The organism is Pseudomonas sp. P42 (assembly GCF_017973755.1).
Lineage (GTDB): Bacteria > Pseudomonadota > Gammaproteobacteria > Pseudomonadales > Pseudomonadaceae > Aquipseudomonas > Aquipseudomonas iridis.
The window spans coordinates 559598-575849 of sequence record NZ_JACOPU010000005.1 but is presented as its reverse complement, the minus strand read 5'-3'; the positions used below and the strand labels follow the sequence as shown (position 1 = coordinate 575849).

Here is a 16252-nt window from a genome sequence, read left to right as displayed (position 1 = left end):
TTAGCGCGGGGGATAGTTCGCGAGGATGCGCGCGACTGTCTCGCGTATGGCGCTGCTGCGGTCCTCTGGATTCGGCCTGCTGGCGAGCATCTGCTCATCGCTGCCACGCCACACCAGTTTGCCGTCCTTGCCATCGAGCAGGTCGACCTGGATGGTCGCGACCTTGTAGGTGATGTTGCGGGTTTCGTTGTACATCGGCGCGCCCCAATAACCATTCCATGGGCCACCCCAACCGCCGCCGTAGTTGGTCGTCACTTGCTGCTGGCGATCCTCGACAATCAAGTAAGTCTGCACGTTCAGGTCACCCTTCACGCCTGCCGCAGCGGGACGCAAACCACGTTGATCGAGCTGATCGGTCACCGCCTGACGAATCCTTTGTTCGGTCAGGTCGCTCTTGATCCGTGGATCATCCGGGCGATATTGCAGGGCCGGATCTTTCCAGCTCCAGCTGCGATAGGCAGCGAAGTCGCGGCTGGCATCAAAGTCATGGTTGACCTGGTTCGAGGCGCAGGCGCTGAGCAGCGCGGCCATGGCCAGTAAAGCGAGACGGCGGAACATGGGTTTTCTCCACTCGTAGGCAGGAAGCTAACTCGGAGGATACGCCGACATGGCCTTTTCCACAGCCTCGCGAATCGCATCAGTGCGGTCGATCTGGCTGCCCTTGTTGGCGGTTTCGGCGCTGGCGCTCCACACCGGTTGACCGGTCCCGGCATCGAACAGATCGACCCGCACCACCACGACCTGTTCCTGATAGGTACGGACGATCGGCACAGTGTTGTACATGCCGTAACCGCGTCCGTAACGATCATGGCTGCCGTACCCGCCGTATCCACCGTAGTAGCCGTAATCGTCCCGTTCCTGACGCAAGCGGGTTTCCAGGCGCAGGTCGGCGGTTACGAAAAGGTCCGCCGGGCGATTGTCGTGCAACGGCCGTAAACCACGCTGATCCAGCGCATTGCTCACCGCTTCGGCCACTTGCGCCGAATCCGCCCACGCAGTGCCCGGCGGCAATTGCCCGTTGAGCCAGGCCCAACTGCGGTAGCGTCCATAATCACGCGGTGGCGCCGGATAGGCACTGCGGTCAAACGTGTTGGCAGCTTGCGGCGGCGCCGGTGGCAAGGGCCGCGACTGCGCCACATACGGATTGCTGCCCTGGCAGGCAGCCAACCCCAGACAGATCAGCAATAACCCGGATTGAGCTTTCATGTCGCGCTCCGATCAGATCGGCCGGCAGATCCAGTGCAAGTAACGCCCAAGCCCGGCGAAGCTTGGGTGACGACGGTGGGCGAGCTCCATCTCGAGTAAATCCGCGAGTTCGACGCGGGCCTGGAATTCCACCGGCATGAAATCGTGGAAAACCCGCACTCCGCTCTGGCTTTCGACCTGCCACAAGCCTTCGAGTTGCGTTGCAAGTTCTCGCGGGTCAAGGGGCTGCTGCGGGGTCAGGCTCTGCTTTTCGCCAGCCATGACGTTCTTGCGCATCTTCTTGAAATGGCCCTTGAGCAGATTGCGATAAATCAGCGCATCGCGGTTGTAGAACGCCAGCGACAACCAGCCACCGGGCTTGGTCAACTGATGCAGCACCGGCAAAATCGCGTGGGGTTCGGCCAGCCATTCAAGCACGGCGTGGCAGATCACCAGGTCATAGGGTTCAGTGAGCTGGCCGGACAGTTCCTGCCACGGCGCCTGAATGAATGTCGCCGCTTGCCCCGCTTCGGCAAAGCGCTGGCGGGCGCCTTCCAGCATCGGCTCGGCCGGCTCGGTAAAGGTCACATCGTGCCCACGCTCTGCCAGCCATAGCGACATGTGCCCCAGACCACCACCGATATCGAGCACCCGCAACGGGCGATCCGGCAGCGCTTCGGCAAGGTCAGCCTGCAACACCGCGAGGCGAATGGCACCTTTGGCGCCGCCATAGATTTTTTCGGCGAAACGCGTCGCCAACTGATCGAAATGCCGGTCGCTCATCAGCTGAACCGCCGTTCGCTGTCGGCGAGTTTGCTGCGCACCACTTCATTCATGTCCACCCCCAACTCGCTGCACAGCAGTAACAGATACAAGACGATGTCACCCACTTCCTGCCCGGCGTGGGCGAGTTTGTCCGCCGACAACTGGCGCGACTGGTCTTCCGTCAGCCACTGGAAGATCTCCACCAGTTCGGACATCTCGACGCTGGCGGCCATGGCAAGGTTTTTCGGGCTGTGAAATTGCCGCCAGTCATTGCGATCGCGAATGGCGTGCAGGCGTTCGGTCAGTTCAACAAGGTTCATCGGATTCTCCTGAAGCCGTATAGCTTCGGGGGGAAGGCGACTGAACGCAAGCGAACATGCGGTGCTTTTGTGGGAGCGAGCCTGCTCGCGAAAGCGTTGGGTCATCCAACATTGATTTACCTGAAACGACGCCTTCGCGAGCAGGCTCGCTCCCACAGGAACCGTGCAACCCTCTATAGTTGCAGGGAACTCGGCCACCTGCGTTGTGGCCCAAGGCTCAGCTCTTTCATCAGGATGCACACATGCAGGTAGAAAGCTTTTTCGGATGGCTCGGCCAGGCACTCGGTGCGGTCATCCGCTTTATCGTCGATGGCCTCAGTGGTTTGTTCAACATACTGAGCAACGCCGGTGGCAACTTTGTCGACGGCCTGGCCAGGACGCTGGGGATGGACACTTCGATCATCAGCATCATTGCCCTGATTGTCGGCTTGATGCTGCTGTGGTCGGCGATCCGTGCGTTCATGAATGCGTCGATCATTGCCGGGATTATCTGGTTGTTGCTGGGGTTGTGGTTGTTGAGCTGGATTATTCACTAGACCTCTAGAAGCCCCTCACCCTAACCCTCTCCCGGAGGGAGAGGGGACTGACCGTGGTGTTCTGCGGCTATACGCCGACATGAAATACCGAGCCGAACTCAAATTTTGCAAACGACGGAGATCTGCCCCCTCTCCCTCCGGGAGAGAGCTGGGGTGAGGGTGCTTCTAGCGCTACAATCCCCGCTCCCCCAAGGAGCCCGCATGTCCAACCTGATTGCCGACTGGCGCGACCGCCCGACTCACCGCAAGGTCTGGACGCTCGCGGCGCCCATGATCCTTTCCAATATTTCCGTGCCGCTGGTAGCGCTGGTCGATAGCACCGTCATCGGCCACTTGCCCCAAGCCCATCAACTGGGCGCGGTGGCTGTCGGCTCCAGTCTCTATACCTTTCTCGCCTGGGCCATGGGCTTCCTGCGCATGGGTACCACCGGATTCGCCGCACAAGCGGCCGGGCGCAGTGATGGTGCGGCGCTGCGGCAGATTCTGTTGCAAGGTTTGCTGCTGGCAATGGGACTGGCGCTGGTACTCGGCACTCTGGGCGTTCCGCTGAGCGGCGTGGCGTTGCATTTCATGCAGCCGTCGGCGGAGCTTGATCAGCTCACTCGCGAGTTCTTCCACACCCGGTTGTTCGGCCTGCCCGCCGCGCTGGCCAGTTATGCGCTGGTCGGCTGGTTCCTCGGCACCCAGAACGCGCGGGCGCCGCTGGCGATTCTGCTGACGACCAACCTGATCAACATCGTCCTCAATCTTTGGTTCGTCATCGGCCTGGACTGGGGCGTGGTCGGTTCCGCTCGGGCCTCGGTCATCGCCGAATGGAGCGGCGCCCTGCTCGGCTTGCTGCTGACCCGCAAAGCGTTGCGCGCCTATCCCGGGCACATCGCCTGGGCCGCGCTGAAGGTGTGGCAGAGCTGGCGACCGCTGCTGGCGGTCAATCGCGATATCTTCATCCGCAGCCTGGCGCTGCAATCGGTGTTTTTCCTGATCACGGTGCAAGGTGCGCGGCTCGGTGATGCGACGGTCGCCGCCAACGCGCTGTTGCTCAATGGCTTGTTGCTGACCGCCCATGCTCTGGATGGTCTGGCTCATGCGGTCGAAGCGCTGTGCGGACACGCCATCGGTGCCCGTGACCGCTTGGCCTTGCGCCGTTCACTGGTGGTTGCCGGTGGGTGGTCACTGATCGCCAGTCTCGGCTTTGCCCTGCTGTTTCTCTTGGCCGGGCACTTGTTCATCGAGATGCAAACCGACATCCAGAATGTACGCGACACCGCGTTCGTCTACCTGCCCTACCTCGCCGTGCTGCCATTGGTTGCGGTATGGAGCTACCTGCTCGACGGCCTGTTTATCGGCGCCACCCGGGCCCGGGAAATGCGCAACGGCATGCTCGTGACGGTGATTTTGCTCATACCGTTCGCCTGGGCGCTGCAAGGTTTGGGCAACCATGGCCTGTGGATAACGTTCCTGCTGTTCATGGTGCTGCGCAGCCTGACCCTCGGTGCGCAAGCCTGGTGGCTGAAGCGCAACGACGGCTGGTTCACCGGCGCCGCTCACTGAGTCGGCGTGTGCTTGATGAAGCCGACCACTTGATCAAGCACCGGCGCCAGTCCACGCAACGGTCGCGACAGCGTCGCCACCAGCGTTATGTGATTGGGCCGCGAATAGTAGAAATCCTGCACCGGCACCCCGGCCGCGCGCAGTTCGTGCGCCAGGCCGCCGGTGTTGCGCGTCGGGTTGACCAGATCATCCTTGCTCGCCGCGATCAGCAGCGCGGGCGGCGCATCGCGACTGACATGATTGATCGGCTGCGACTGCGGCGGCGAGTCCGGCCAGAAAAACACCGGACGCACAGCGGGGTTCTCGATCGGCAAAAAGTCGTACGGCCCGGCTAGACCGATCCAGCCGCGCAGGTCCTTGGGGGACATGCCGGCCGCAGCGAGCAGATCGCCGTCCAGTGCCAGCATCGCCGCGTTGTAGCCACCCGAGCTGTGCCCCATCAGGTACAAACGCTGCGGATTGCCGGAAAACTCGCGGATGTTCGCCTTGGTCCATGCCACCGCCCGCGCAGCGTCCTGCAGAAACAATGGATAACGCACCTGCGGATACAGCCGATAATCCGCCACAACCGCGACAATGCCCCGCGACGCCAACGCCTCGCCAACAAAGTTGTAGTCCTCGCGTGCACCGCTGTTCCAACTGCCGCCGTAGAAAAACACCACGACCGGCGCGTCGGGCAAAGCGTGGCGAGGCACGTACACATCAAGTTTTTGCCGTGGATCGTCGCCATAAGCAATACCGGTGGTTTTGTCGAACGTGCTGTCCGGGGTCAGCGCATTGAGCAGCTTGACCGGCGAACAGGCACTCAACACCAACAGCAACAAACCGCCGAACATTGCACCGAATCCTTGCCGGAAAAAACCTGCCATACGCGCCGAACCTCAGGTCAAATTTGATCGCTGCGCCATTGGCGCCGCAGATGGTCGAGCCGCTCTTGCTGAGTCAAATCCTGCGGTGGCGGCACCAGCACTGCACGCGGATGCTGCAAGCGTAGCCACAACCAGCCTTCGAGCACGGTGCGGTCGCTGAAGCCCAACGCCAGGCCTTGTTGAACATGGGAGGCCATCGCCGCGTAATCGGTTCCCAACGATTGGCACCAGCGCCAGATGTGTTGCTCCAGCAGGCAGGTTTGCAGGCGTTCGCACTGTCGCCGGGTAAGGCTTTCTTCGACGCTCAACGGCTCCACGGCCAGACCCGGATTACGCAACTGCTGCCAGCCCTGACTGCCGATAGCGCGATCGGCCCAGGTGCCACCGAACCAGTGCAACAGGCGGATAGGCCCGAGCCAGCGACTCAGTTCCGCGGCGTCGCAGGCGTCGAAAAAATAGCTCGCGGTCTGGCGGTTGTAATAGCTGAGCAGGGCCCGATGGCTCATCCCGAACGAAACCGTGAGCATGCGTTGCAAGTGGCTCAGCAGTTCCCGGGGCGATACTTCACTGTCCATCAAAAGCCCGCGCCAGGTGTCCGGATCGGTGTGACACAACGACGCCAGCGCCGGGCTGTCGCGCATATCGACAAGCACGGGACCGTGTTCACTGACCGGCTCAAACTCGGTGCCGTCGAACAGCTTGAAACTCGGCAACGCGGCGAAACCCTGGCGCAGCGTCGTCAAGGCCCGCGCTGCGTCCGCGCCGTCGAGCAACAGCCACTGCGCTATCGGCTCAAGCGCCACGCCGCTCATCTTGCGCGGCTCTGTTCAAGCGTGGTGACCAGCCGACAACTGCAAACCGCCTCTGTGCAGTGGTTGAAACTGCCGCCCCCTGGGATCAGGCACAACAAAAGCAATGGTTCGCCTGACGTCAGCATTTGCTGCAAGCCTTCACTCGCCAGGCTCTCCGGCAGCGGCGGCGTTGGCGCATCGCTGTTTTGCACAGCAGCGACTGACGACTGTAAAACGCCGCTGATCATTGGCTGATCCGGGTCACCCTCAAAGAAGCTCACCACCACTTCGACGCCATCGCCCAACGCCTGCAAAGGTGCTTCGGCCAAGGCCGGCGCGAGCGGCAGCCAACAATGACTCGGCGCCGCACCTTCGCCCTGATAGAGCCAGTCGAACTGCACCGCCACCGGCCTGAATCGGTCGGGTTGCGGTTCGTCTACCGTCACCACCCAGGCCCTTTGCAGGCTGTGCATGCGCAAGCGCGACGGAGCCGATGAGGGTAACTGCGCGGCGGCAAACAACCGGTTGGCATACGGCAATTCAAGGGAAAGATCAGCGCTGTGTTCGATTCGGGTCAACAACCATTGCCGATTGCATTCGGGGAAAGGATGCCCGACCAGGCGCAGCCAATGCCCGCAGCGCAACGCCGCAAGATCACTGCGTCCTTCGGCATTTGTTGCCTGCCGCAAGCCTTGCGAGCCAGCCTGCATCGCTTCATGCAACTGCCAAAGGTGCACCGCAGGACAGGTACTTTTGCCGTCTTCTTCACCTTGATACAGCGCGGCGCCAGTCAGCGGAAAATGCGCCGGATCATCGCCGAACACCAGGCAATGCCTGTTGTGCGCATGCTCGAAGAAATAGTGAATACCCGCCTGTGTGCACAAGCGTTGCAGCAGTTGCAGATCCGATTCGCGGTATTGCGTGCAGAACGTGCGGGCCGGGTAGTCGCCACGCAATTCGAAGCGTCGCTGGGCACCGACGATCCCGTGTTCCCTGAGCACCTGCTCGATAATCTGTGGCACCGAGCGGCCGCTGAAGATCCGCTGACTGATGCGCAGATCAAGGCAAGCGAGTTTCGCTCCCAGACGGATCCGGCTCAACCGCGAACCGTGTCCGTGCTCATGCTGGACAAGGCTCTGCAACTGCCCGTGCACGCCCTCCCCCGACGGTCCGAAACGGAGGAACGCCGAACGATAAAGCAGGCCGGCGAGGTCCAGTTGCGGATCGTCGATCAACACATCGATTTCGAACGCAAAAGGTTCGTTGAGGGCTTCGCTACCGGTAAAGGCCAGGACTTCGAAAGGGTCGGACAGGCCCGCTACATCGAGACGAAACGACGACTCGTTGACTGGATCGAACATAGGCAGATCTCTACAGGAGGGGCGGTCGGGGATTCTCGCCGAGAGCCATGGCCGAGTAGAGAGCTGAAGTACAACTTAGGAAATGACCTACGCGAAAAGCAGACCGGATGACTTTGCTGACCGGGATAGGCAAACATATCGCGAAGATTTTGGGATATTTCCCACCGGGCTATCCGAAATTTCCACAGTAATGGGGAAAATTTCAGACAACCCGGCGAGACAGCAACCTGGTCTCAGGAAGACAGGTAGGAGGAGCGGGTCAGGCCCAGACGCAAGGCATCGAGAAATTGTGTGCGCTCGCTGGCACTGATGCGGGCACTGGCGCACTTGTCGCGGTAGTGGGTCATCAGCTCTTCCGGCGACAAGTGCACATAACGCAGCATGTCTTCGATGGTGTCGTGGGTTTCGATGCCGGCGTGGTACACGCTGCCATCGGCGTTCTGATAGATGTTCACCGAATCGGTGTCACCGAACAGGTTGTGCATGTCGCCGAGGATTTCCTGATAGGCGCCGACCAGGAACACGCCCAACAGATAGTCCTCGCCTTCGTTCAAGCCGTGCACAGGCAGGCTGGTCTCGATGCTCTGCTCGTCGACGTACTGGTTGATCTTGCCGTCAGAGTCGCAGGTCAGATCCTGCAGCACCGCGCGGCGCAGCGGCTCTTCGTCGAGACGGTGCAGCGGGATGATTGGCAGGACCTGATCGATCGCCCAGGTGTCCGGCAGGCTCTGGAATACCGAGAAGTTGCAGATGTACTTGTCGGCCAGCTTGTCGTTGAGCTCGTCGAGCACCTGACGGTGCGAACGCTGACGGGCCTTCAGAGAGTTATGCAGGCGGCGGCACACGGCGAAATAGCACTGCTCGGCCAAGGCTTTTTCAGCCAGGGTCAGCTTGCCATCGGCGTACTGCGCGGCCACGTCGCTCATGTAGTGGGTGGCGCGCCAGTAGGTTTCGGTAACCATTTCAATGTCGGTCGGGCCGAGCAGGTCAACCAGCCACTGCACGGTTTCCGGCAGCGACTCCTTGTTTTCGATCTTCGGGATCTCGTCGTTGTGCTTCTCGACGTCAGTCACCTGCACCACCAGCATGGCGTGGTGCGCGGTCAGCGAGCGGCCGCTTTCGGAGAAGATGTGCGGATGCGGCAGGCTCTGCGCGTCGCAGAATTCCTTGAGCATGCCGACCACGACACCGGCGTAATCGTCCATGTCGTAGTTGATCGAACTGGCGTTGCGCGAGTGCGTGCCGTCGTAGTCGACACCCAGACCGCCACCGACGTCGATGTGATCGACCGGCAGACCGAGATTGCGCAGCTCGCCGTAGTAACGGATCGCTTCCTTGAAGCCGTGCTGATAGTCAGCCAGGTTGGCAATCTGCGAGCCCATGTGGAAGTGCAGCAGGCGGATGCCCTGATCCAGACCGGCCGCGCGGAAGCGCTCGACCACCGACAGCAATTGCGCTGCCGACAGACCGAATTTGGATTTCTCGCCGCCAGTGTCCGCCCACTTCGACGAAGCCAGCGACGACAGACGCACGCGCAAGCCGACCTGTGGCTTGACCTTGAGCGAGGCCGCTTCTTCGATCACGAGCGCAACTTCGGACTCTTTCTCGATCACGATGAACACGTTGTGGCCGAGCTTCTGACCCATCAGTGCCAGGCGGATGAACTCGCGGTCCTTGTAACCGTTGCAGACGATGGTGCCGCCCTTCGGCGCCAGCGCCAGCACGGCCAGCAGTTCCGGCTTGGAGCCGGCTTCCAGACCAATGGAGACGTCCTTGGTGGCGATGATGTTCTCGATCACCGCTTCTTGCTGGTTAACCTTGATCGGGTACAACGCGGTGTACTTGCTCTGGTATTCCAGACGCTCAATGTTCGCATCGAAGGCGCCGGTCAGCTGGCGTACACGGTCTTGCAGGATGTCGGGAAAACGAACCAGCAACGGCAAGGACAAACCGCTTTTGCGCAGTTGGTCGACTTGCTCGAACAGGTCGATAGGCGAGCTGCTCGGGCCGTTCGGACGAACTTCGACGCGACCGGCGTCATTGATCGCGAAATACCCGGCCCCCCAATGGCGAATCCCGTAAACACTGCGGCTGTCCGCAACTGTCCATTGGCTGCCATCGTCTTTGCGTGTGCGTCGTACGGACATCGAAGTCCCCTATAAAGAAGTCATAGTGCGTCGCCTGATCTCAGGCCGGCGCAGTCTAAAGTATGAAAATGACGGTTCGTCAGCGCGGCGGTAGACCGCGCTGACCGCGTGGAGTTTAGAAACCGGTCATGAACAGGCTCTGTGAAAACCATGGAGACGACGCCGGAGCTGAACCTGTTCAGCTCCGGATCAAGCCGCTGGTGGCTTTCACAGAGGCTGCTAGCCGCCGGATTTCTTCGCTTTGAAACCGTGCTTGATCAGTTCCGCCAAGAGTAGCTCGACATGATCGCCCTGGATTTCGATGATCCCGTCCTTCAACGCCCCGCCGGTGCCGCAACGTTTCTTCAACGTTGTCGCCAGCTCCTTGAGCGCGTCTTCGGCCAGTGGCACGCCGGTGATGGTGGTCACCGTCTTGCCGCCCCGGCCCTTGCTCTCGCGACGCACGCGGGCAATGCCGTCACCGGCAGGGATCACGGTTTGTTTGCAGATACAGGCGTCCACCGGCTGACTGCATTCCGGGCAATGACGACCTGCGTCGGTGGAAAATACCAGACCGCCAAGGGCGGCGAAGGATGCGGCTTTTTTGGCCACCGGCAATCCTCTTGGGAGGACAAAGACTGATCGCAACCTTGGGCAAGGTTATCGACCGCGAAGCCCCACTCAGGCAGGGGCAGCGCTACTGCACCGGCGCTTCAACAAAAGCAGGTCGGTGCAGCTTGAAAAGGTCGCGCAGTGTAACGGCAAAAAAGCCAATTGCTAAGTGCCAATCAGCGCCAATTTATGTGTTCTTTGCGACGTCGCTTTGCTGCGCCTTCAGATAGCGCTTCAAAGCGGCCAGAGAGTCCGGGCAATAAGGCTTTTGCCGGATTTCCTGCATGACCTGTTCGACCGGAATAAAGCGCGCTTCCAGGACTTCTTCCGGCTGCAGTTTCAGCGGGCCGTCCCACACGGCGGAAAACGCCGAACACCACAGAAGATTGCCGGTGTCCTCGAAGTAAAAATGATCGTGAGCGGTGAGTTCCACACCGCTGACCCCCAACTCTTCCGCCAGCTCACGGGCAGCCGACTCGGCATAGCTTTCGTGGGCCTGCACCATGCCGCCCGCCGCCACGTCCCAGTAACCGGGGTAGATCGCCTTGCTCAAGGTTCGCCGGTGCACACAAAGCTCACCGGCGGAATTGAACAACATGATGTAAGTGCCGCGACCGATCAGCCCGCGTTCACGCAGATCGGCACGCACCAGGGCACCGAGCAGGTTGTCCTGCTCGTCGACCCAGGCGATCTGTTCGGCATCCGAGGCGGCGCGATGGGCCGCCTCTTTGGCGTTCTGACTCATGTATCAGCCCTGGTTGAGCAGTTGACGCAAGTCGATGACTGCCGCGTTGGCCCGGGAAATATAGTTGGCCATGACCAGCGAGTGGTTGGCCAATACGCCGAAGCCGCTGCCGTTGAGAATCATCGGGCTCCACACTGGCTCTTGCGATGCTTCCAGCTCACGGATGATCTGACGCACGCTGACCGTGGCGTTCTTCTTCGCCAGCACATCGGCGAAGTCGACTTCGATGGCACGCAGCAAGTGCGACAGTGCCCAGGCCTGGCCGCGCGCTTCGTAGAACACGTTGTCGATCTGCATCCACGGGGTTTCGACGACTTCTTCGTCAAGCTGCGGTACTTCGCCGACAGCCGGAACTTCGGTTTTCAGCGCAGTGTTGAGTTTCACCCGACCAACACTGGCCGACAGCCGTTGCGACAGCGAACCCAGACGCGTGCCGACATCGCCGAGCCAGTTGTTGAGGTTGTCAGCGCGTGCGTAAAACAGCGCGTTTTTCTGCGCTGGGTCAGACAGGCGCGCCTGATAGCGGCTCAGGGAGTTGATGCCTTCCTGATACTCGGACTCACTCGACGGCAGGATCCAGCTCTTGTTGTCGAAGTTGAAGCGCGGTTCGGCCTTGGCCAGATCGGAGTCTTCGGCCGACTGCGATTGCGAACGGGCGAAGTCTTTGCGCAAGGCGCGGGTCAGGTCACGGACCTGCACCAGTACGCCGTATTCCCAGCTCGGCGTGTTGTCCATCCACAGGCCAGGGGGAAAACGGTCGTTGGAAATGTAACCGCCCGGCTTGTCGAGCAATGTGCCGGCCACGGACTTCAGGGTTTCGACTGTGGTGTAGCCGATCACCATCTGCTTGCCTTCTTTCTCGGCGGCCACTTGCGCGTTTTGCGCCACCGGAAATAACGCCGGCTCCTGGCTCCAGTACCAGCCCAGGCCAATGGTCACTAACAAATAAATACCGAGCAGAGTGGCCAACGCACGGCTGAACAACAGCCCGCCGACATAGCTGCGGGCGGCCGATTTGGGCTCGGCGGCACGTTCAGGCGCGGCGCCCGCGCGGTTTTTCCAGTCCAGCATGGCGATATCCTTTCAATCACTAGGGGTCGACGGTTCGACCACAACCATACAACAACGTGCCAAGGCCGGGCACCTGCGAGTGAAGATATGCCGCAAATGGTGCAGGCGCTCGACGCATCCGTCAGGTCTAAGGGAATCCCTGATGCCATTCACCTGCTATTTCGACGCAGAGCCGTTAATACGCCGTTTCGCCCTATTGAGGTGAGACGCACAGAGTTGCCTGAAATGTTAGCCGCTATATATTAAGGTGCCCTGCTTGCGGGGACTTTGCCGACGTCCAGGCCGAAAACAAAACCACTCGGTCAGAAACTGAATAGTGACGCATTACAGATTATTGACGTGCGACACTCGTCTAAGGGAAAAGAGGTGCTAGCATAGAGCCACCAGTCGATCTCAGCATGCACCCTAACTAGTAGTCAGGATATGACCGAGCCAGAAGACCCCAGCCGTGAGCGTCTCAAGCACCACTTTGCCCAGCGGGTAATTCATCAGGCACGTCAGATTCTTGAGATATGGCAGCGCCTGCAACGCAGTGAATGGTCCACCGTCGACCTCGCCGAACTGAGCGAGGCCAACCTGCGCCTGCTGCGCTTTGCCGAGCGCTTCGAACAGCCGGAACACACCCAGCTCGCGCGCCACATCAGTCAGTCGCTGGAAGCAGTGGACGCCAATCGTGGACGCCTGAGCAGTGGCTTGATCACCGATCTCAATCGTTTGATGCAGCGCTTGTCGCGTACCGGCCTGCGCCAGGGCGATCAGCTCGACCAGACCTTCCTGCCTCCGCTGCGCAAACCAATCTACGTGATGCTGCAGGATCACGACCGCGCCGAGCGGCTGGCCAAGCAACTGGAATTCTTCGGCCTCAGCGCGCAGTCGCTGGACAGCGTCGCGGCGTTTCGCTCATCGATGGTCGAGCGCTTGCCGGCCGCGATCGTCATGGACGTGGATTTCAGTGGTGCCGGCGTTGGCCTGAAACTCGCTGCCGAAGCCCAGGTCGGTCTCGAGGAACCGTTGCCGTTGCTGTTTTTCAGCCTGCACGAAACCGACACCCCGACACGCCTCGCGGCAGTACGCGCCGGCGGCCAGGAATTCCTCACCGGCACCCTCGAAGCGTCGAGCCTGCTGGAAAAGATCGAAGTCCTGACCTGCGTCGCCCAGTACGAACCTTATAAAGTGCTGATCATCGATGACTCCCGCGCCCAGGCCATGCACACCGAACGCCTGCTCAACAGCGCCGGGATCGTGACCCGCACCTTGATCGAACCGATTCAGGCCATGGCTGAACTGGCGGATTTCCAGCCTGACCTGATCATCCTCGACATGTACATGCCAGCCTGCACCGGCACCGAACTGGCCAAGGTGATCCGCCACAACGACCGCTATGTCAGCGTGCCGATCATTTACCTGTCGGCCGAGGACGATCTGGACAAGCAGCTCGACGCCATGAGCGAGGGCGGCGACGACTTCCTGACCAAACCGATCAAGCCGCGTCATCTGATCACCACCGTGCGCAACCGCGCTGCCCGCGCGCGCAACTTGAAAGCACGGATGGTGCGCGACAGCCTCACCGGGTTGTATAACCACACGCATATCCTGCAACTGCTCGAAGATTGCTCGTTCCGCGCCCGCCGCGAGAACAAGCCGCTGAGCTTTGCCATGCTCGACATCGACCACTTCAAACGAGTCAACGACAGCCACGGCCACCCGATGGGCGACCGCGTCATCAAGAGCCTTGCACTGTTTCTCAAGCAACGTTTGCGCAAAACCGATTTCATCGGCCGTTACGGCGGCGAAGAGTTCGCCATCGTCATGCCCGACACTGACATGGAAGCCGCACACAAGGTGCTCGACGAGATCCGTCAGCGTTTCGCCGAAATCCATTACCCGGCACAACCTCATGACTTGTGGTGCACCTTCAGCGCCGGCGTGGTGGATCTGCGCGATGATTCCGACAGCCTGATGATGGCCAGCCAGGCCGACGAGGCGCTGTACCGCGCCAAGAATGGCGGGCGTAATCGAGTGCAAAAGGCGCGGGAGTCAAAGCAAAGTGCCACCTTTTCATCGGAATCAACCGATTCGGTCATAACCCTGTAATAGAACCGCAATAAATTCAGGCGCTTACCATTTCTGTCGTTGGTAGCTGTCATGCGCCTGAAGTTGCTCACAAATCTTAATACCCTGCTGCTGGTCGCCGTGTGCCTCGCACTCGGCGCCACGCTGTGGTGGTCGCAAAAAGCGCTGGAACGCCCGTATCTGTTGATGGAGCGTTATCTGGGGCTGTCGCAGCAATTTCAGAACGAGGTGGCGCGTAACGTCGAGGACTACCTCGCCAGCGGCGATGCCTTGCGCCTGAGCGGCGCCAGTCAGGCCATCGACAGCGTACAAAAACAACTCGACGAACTGCCGCCGGCGCTGGCCGATACTTTGCGGCCGAGCCTGTCGAGCCTCGATGAATTCAGCAAAACCGACTTACTCGCCGCCGGCAAACTGGCCGGTGATCCGCAGGCATTGCTGTTGCAGGCCGAGCGCGAATTGAGCGCCAGCCTCGACCAGCTCAGTGCCTATGCCAGCGGCAACGCGGCCTACCTGACGCCGCTGCTTGCTGCCTCTCAGCACTTGGGCAAACTTTCGCTGGCGCGAGACAAACTGGTCAGCAGCGGCCGCAGTGAACTGGCGGTCGACGTTGAGCGCGAAGTCAGCAATATCCGCACTCAGGCACAGTTGATCGATGCCCTGCCCCTGCTGGGTGTAGTGGCCAGCAACGAATCGAGCAGCGACGACTTCGCGGCGTTGATGGGCATCGAAAGCAGCGAAAAAACCGTCGCAGAGGATGCCGGTGTCGGCCTCAAACGTGAACTCAACAGCCTGCTCGGTCGCTACCCGGCAGAGCTTGCCCGCACCCGCGAGCAAATCCAGAAACGCAGCGAACTCAGCACTGCCACCCACGCGAAAATCGCTGCAGTGCAACACGCCATCGCCGGTCTGGAGCCGGTGGTCCGTGCCCAGCACGGGCAAATTCAGGGCGAAGTGCGGCTGATGCAAGGCGTGATGATCGGCCTGATTCTGCTGATTGCGCTGCTGATCGACACCCTGCAACGGCGTCTTGCGCGAACCCTGACCAACCTCGCCCCGGCATTGTCCGTCTGGGCCGACGGCGATTTCAGTCGCGACATTCAACTGGGCAAGACCAACCGCGAACTGCACGACATCGAAGCCTCGCTCAATCGCTTGCGCGCGTACCTGGTGGATCTGGTCGGGACCATTCGCGGCAACGCTGAACAAGTCGCGGGCAGCAGTCGCACCCTCGCCGAGTTGAGCAACGACTTGCACAGCGGCGCCGAACATCAGGCCGGGGATACCGCGCTGATTCGCGATTCGCTCGGCGAACTGGAAGCGACTATCCAGCAAGTTGCCGGGGACGCGCGTCAGGCCGCCGATGCCAGTCGCCATGCCGGTTTGGCTGTCGAGCATGGTCAGACCGTCATCGGCCAGAGCCTCACGGGCCTGCACGCCTTGGTCGGCGAAGTGCAGGGCAATGCACAGATGATCGAGCACCTGGCTGAAGAGTCAGCGACCATTGGCGGTGTGCTGACGGTGATCCGCTCGATTGCCGACCAGACCAATCTGCTGGCACTGAACGCGGCGATAGAAGCGGCGCGCGCCGGGGAAATGGGCCGCGGGTTTGCCGTGGTAGCTGAAGAAGTGCGCTCCCTGGCGCAGCGTACGGCCGGGGCGACGGCGGAAATTCAAACCCTGATCGCCGGCCTGCAAACCGCTGCGCGGCAATCGGTCGAAGGCATGCGTGCCCAAGTCGAGCACGCCGAAGCGACGGCGAATCAGGCACAAGCGGCGGACGGTGCGCTGGACAAGATTGTCGGTGCGATCCAGACCATTTCCGAGACAGCGATCCGCATCGCCGATATCACCGCGCAGCAAAGTGGCGCGGTCAGCGAGATTCGCGATCACAGTGAGCGGATTCACCAGTTGGGTGGGGATAACTTGCTGCGTATCGGCCAGGGCCGCGAACAGGGTGAGAACTTGCTGGTATTGGGCGGGCAGTTGCACACAGCCGTGCAAGCCTTCCGCGTTTGACAACACTCCCTGTCAGAGCTGCCGAAGGCTCGGGCCGCGATCGGACGATCTTTTGATCTTGCCTTTAAAAGTCAAAAGATCACAGCCTTCGGCAGCTCCTGCACAGTTGCGTGATGCAAATGACCGGATCAGATCACTCGGTCACATATTTTGCGCAAACATCGGCCATCGTGCTGGCTATTGCATAGAACTGGACAGTCATAAAGTCTTTGCGGCATAGTCGCCGGG

At 60.7% G+C, this 16252-nt stretch carries 15 protein-coding genes; 4 read left to right on the top strand and 11 right to left on the bottom strand.

Annotation, left to right across the window (positions count from 1 at the left end; all coding sequences use genetic code 11):
• Genes H8B20_RS19240 through H8B20_RS19225 form a run of 4 tightly spaced genes read right to left on the bottom strand, consistent with a single transcriptional unit; the run spans position 1 to position 2270 of the window.
• Entirely contained in the window at positions 1–558 is a 558-nt protein-coding gene (locus tag H8B20_RS19240) for a DUF4136 domain-containing protein (protein ID WP_042557488.1), read from the bottom strand.
• A 27-nt stretch (positions 559–585) separates the two neighbouring features.
• Positions 586–1206, bottom strand: coding sequence for a DUF4136 domain-containing protein (locus H8B20_RS19235; RefSeq protein WP_200617007.1), 621 nt, complete (start codon positions 1204–1206; stop codon positions 586–588).
• 12 nt (positions 1207–1218) lie between these two features.
• Complete coding sequence (locus tag H8B20_RS19230) at positions 1219–1968, bottom strand: methyltransferase (protein ID WP_210624205.1); 750 nt, start codon at positions 1966–1968, stop codon at positions 1219–1221.
• Entirely contained in the window at positions 1968–2270 is a 303-nt protein-coding gene (locus tag H8B20_RS19225; RefSeq protein ID WP_210624204.1) for a nucleotide pyrophosphohydrolase, read from the bottom strand. Before H8B20_RS19225 ends, H8B20_RS19230 begins: the two co-directional genes overlap by 1 nt.
• 242 nt (positions 2271–2512) lie before the next feature.
• Here H8B20_RS19225 and H8B20_RS19220 point away from each other — a divergent pair, with 242 nt between their 5' ends.
• Both H8B20_RS19220 and H8B20_RS19215 read left to right on the top strand, forming a co-directional pair.
• Positions 2513–2806 (top strand): hypothetical protein, encoded by a 294-nt coding sequence (locus H8B20_RS19220; RefSeq protein WP_042557485.1) that lies wholly within the window; start codon positions 2513–2515, stop codon positions 2804–2806.
• A 201-nt stretch (positions 2807–3007) separates the two neighbouring features.
• Positions 3008–4357 carry an MATE family efflux transporter gene (locus tag H8B20_RS19215; RefSeq protein WP_210624203.1) on the top strand — a complete coding sequence of 450 codons (1350 nt, stop codon included), beginning with the start codon at positions 3008–3010 and terminating at the stop codon, positions 4355–4357.
• On the opposite strand, the gene H8B20_RS19210 is transcribed toward H8B20_RS19215, so the two are convergent.
• From H8B20_RS19210 to H8B20_RS19180, 7 genes are all read right to left on the bottom strand, one after another.
• Positions 4351–5226 (bottom strand): alpha/beta hydrolase, encoded by an 876-nt coding sequence (locus tag H8B20_RS19210; protein ID WP_210624202.1) that lies wholly within the window; start codon positions 5224–5226, stop codon positions 4351–4353. The two genes, H8B20_RS19215 and H8B20_RS19210, sit on opposite strands and share 7 nt — an antisense overlap.
• 17 nt (positions 5227–5243) lie before the next feature.
• Positions 5244–6038, bottom strand: a complete 795-nt coding sequence (locus H8B20_RS19205) for a DUF4123 domain-containing protein (RefSeq protein ID WP_210624201.1) — start codon at positions 6036–6038, stop codon at positions 5244–5246.
• Entirely contained in the window at positions 6035–7378 is a 1344-nt protein-coding gene (locus H8B20_RS19200) for a type VI secretion system Vgr family protein (protein ID WP_210624200.1), read from the bottom strand. Before H8B20_RS19200 ends, H8B20_RS19205 begins: the two co-directional genes overlap by 4 nt.
• Positions 7379–7611: 233 nt before the next feature.
• The gene (gene speA / locus H8B20_RS19195) at positions 7612–9525 is read right to left on the bottom strand and encodes an arginine decarboxylase (RefSeq protein WP_042557480.1); all 1914 of its coding nucleotides are present in this window, start codon (positions 9523–9525) and stop codon (positions 7612–7614) included.
• Positions 9526–9744: 219 nt separating this feature from the next.
• Complete coding sequence (locus tag H8B20_RS19190; protein ID WP_016984929.1) at positions 9745–10116, bottom strand: translation initiation factor Sui1; 372 nt, start codon at positions 10114–10116, stop codon at positions 9745–9747.
• A gap of 187 nt (positions 10117–10303) precedes the next feature.
• Positions 10304–10861, bottom strand: a complete 558-nt coding sequence (locus H8B20_RS19185; protein ID WP_210624199.1) for an NUDIX hydrolase — start codon at positions 10859–10861, stop codon at positions 10304–10306.
• A gap of 3 nt (positions 10862–10864) precedes the next feature.
• Positions 10865–11932, bottom strand: a complete 1068-nt coding sequence (locus tag H8B20_RS19180; RefSeq protein WP_042557478.1) for a DUF2333 family protein — start codon at positions 11930–11932, stop codon at positions 10865–10867.
• A 423-nt stretch (positions 11933–12355) separates the two neighbouring features.
• Between H8B20_RS19180 and gcbA the strand changes: the two genes are divergently transcribed.
• Together gcbA and H8B20_RS19170 are read left to right on the top strand one after the other, a co-directional pair.
• Entirely contained in the window at positions 12356–14026 is a 1671-nt protein-coding gene (gene gcbA / locus H8B20_RS19175; protein ID WP_047299544.1) for a diguanylate cyclase GcbA, read from the top strand.
• 51 nt (positions 14027–14077) lie between these two features.
• Entirely contained in the window at positions 14078–16024 is a 1947-nt protein-coding gene (locus H8B20_RS19170; RefSeq protein ID WP_210624198.1) for a methyl-accepting chemotaxis protein, read from the top strand.
• The last annotated feature ends 228 nt before the right edge of the window (positions 16025–16252 follow it).

Bases quoted from the DNA above. Each gene is read 5' to 3' on its own strand.
- H8B20_RS19240 (WP_042557488.1), bottom strand. From the start codon at position 558: ATGTTCCGCCGTCTCGCTTTACTGGCCATGGCCGCGCTGCTCAGCGCC.
- H8B20_RS19235 (WP_200617007.1), bottom strand. From the start codon at position 1,206: ATGAAAGCTCAATCCGGGTTATTGCTGATCTGTCTGGGGTTGGCTGCC.
- H8B20_RS19230 (WP_210624205.1), bottom strand. From the start codon at position 1,968: ATGAGCGACCGGCATTTCGATCAGTTGGCGACGCGTTTCGCCGAAAAA.
- H8B20_RS19225 (WP_210624204.1), bottom strand. From the start codon at position 2,270: ATGAACCTTGTTGAACTGACCGAACGCCTGCACGCCATTCGCGATCGC.
- H8B20_RS19220 (WP_042557485.1), top strand. From the start codon at position 2,513: ATGCAGGTAGAAAGCTTTTTCGGATGGCTCGGCCAGGCACTCGGTGCG.
- H8B20_RS19215 (WP_210624203.1), top strand. From the start codon at position 3,008: ATGTCCAACCTGATTGCCGACTGGCGCGACCGCCCGACTCACCGCAAG.
- H8B20_RS19210 (WP_210624202.1), bottom strand. From the start codon at position 5,226: ATGGCAGGTTTTTTCCGGCAAGGATTCGGTGCAATGTTCGGCGGTTTG.
- H8B20_RS19205 (WP_210624201.1), bottom strand. From the start codon at position 6,038: ATGAGCGGCGTGGCGCTTGAGCCGATAGCGCAGTGGCTGTTGCTCGAC.
- H8B20_RS19200 (WP_210624200.1), bottom strand. From the start codon at position 7,378: ATGTTCGATCCAGTCAACGAGTCGTCGTTTCGTCTCGATGTAGCGGGC.
- speA (WP_042557480.1), bottom strand. From the start codon at position 9,525: ATGTCCGTACGACGCACACGCAAAGACGATGGCAGCCAATGGACAGTT.
- H8B20_RS19185 (WP_210624199.1), bottom strand. From the start codon at position 10,861: ATGAGTCAGAACGCCAAAGAGGCGGCCCATCGCGCCGCCTCGGATGCC.
- H8B20_RS19180 (WP_042557478.1), bottom strand. From the start codon at position 11,932: ATGCTGGACTGGAAAAACCGCGCGGGCGCCGCGCCTGAACGTGCCGCC.
- gcbA (WP_047299544.1), top strand. From the start codon at position 12,356: ATGACCGAGCCAGAAGACCCCAGCCGTGAGCGTCTCAAGCACCACTTT.
- H8B20_RS19170 (WP_210624198.1), top strand. From the start codon at position 14,078: ATGCGCCTGAAGTTGCTCACAAATCTTAATACCCTGCTGCTGGTCGCC.